At 74.1% G+C, this 1176-nt stretch carries 1 protein-coding gene; it reads right to left on the reverse strand.

What is annotated here, in order from left to right:
- Window positions 1–1176: type I polyketide synthase (locus ACZ5CR_RS46335; protein ID WP_468870047.1), on the reverse strand; the 1176-nt coding region annotated here is incomplete at both ends.

Raw genomic sequence — 1176 nt, forward strand, 5'->3', positions numbered from 1 at the left:
CGAGCTGACGCCGCCCGGATAACGGCAGCTCATCGCGACGATGGCGATGGGCTCGTCGGTGGACACGGTCGGCTGGGGGGCGGTGGAGGGCTGCGGCCCCGTGCCGAGCAGCTCGGTCAGCAGGAAGCCCGACAGGACGGCGGGCGTCGGGTGGTCGAAGACGAGGGTGGCGGGCAGGCGCAGGCCCGTGGCCGCGTTGAGCCGGTTGCGCAGCTCGAGCGCGGTCAGCGAGTCGAAGCCGAGGTCGCGGAAGGCGCGACCGTCGTCGACGGCGTCGGGTCCCGCGTAGCCGAGCACTCCGGCGACGTTCGCCCGGATCAGGGAGCCCACCTCGCGCTCCCGGTCGGCGGTGGGCAGTGCCGCCAGGCGCCGGGCCAGCGACGAGGCGCCGTCGGCGGTGCCCGCGGTGCGCCGCATCGGCACGCGCACGAGATCGCGCAGCACGGTGGGTACGTCGGCCAGGCCGGCCCGGGCCTGGGTGCGCAGCACGGCCAGATCGAGGCGGACCGGGACGAGTACCGGCCGGCCTGCGGTGAGCGCCGCGTCGAACAGCGCGAGACCGTCCTCGGAGGTCAGGGCCGCGGCTCCGGAACCTTCCCGGCGGACGAGGTCGACGTCCTTCAAGTGGTCCGTCATGGTGGAGCGTTCCGCCCACAGTCCCCAGGCGAGGGAGGTCGCGGGCAGCCCCAGTGCGCGCCGCCGTGCGGCAAGCGCGTCGAGGAAGGCGTTGGCAGCGGCGTAGTTGCCCTGGCCCGCGGCGCCGACGGTGGACGCGGCGGACGAGAAGACGACGAACAGCGACAGGTCGGCGTCACGCGTCAACTCGTGCAGGTTGACGGCGGCGTCCACCTTGGGCCGCAGTACGTGGTCGACGCGCTCGGGAGTCAGCGAGGAGACGACTCCGTCGTCCAGGACGCCCGCCGTGTGTACGACGCCGGTCAGCGGGTGTGCTGCCGGCACGGCGGCGAGAAGCGCGGCGAGGTCCTCGCGGTCGGCGACGTAACACGCCGAGAACGTCACGTCGGCGCCCAGCTCACGCAGTTCCGCGGCGAGCTCGGCCGCACCGGGAGCGGCGTCGCCGCTGCGGCTTGCGAGCAACAGGTGCCGCACGCCGTACGCGGTGACGAGATGCCGGGCGAACAGGCTGCCGAGTGTGCCGGTGGCTCCGGTGACGAG

It is taken from the genome of Streptomyces sp. NPDC031274 (assembly GCF_055570235.1).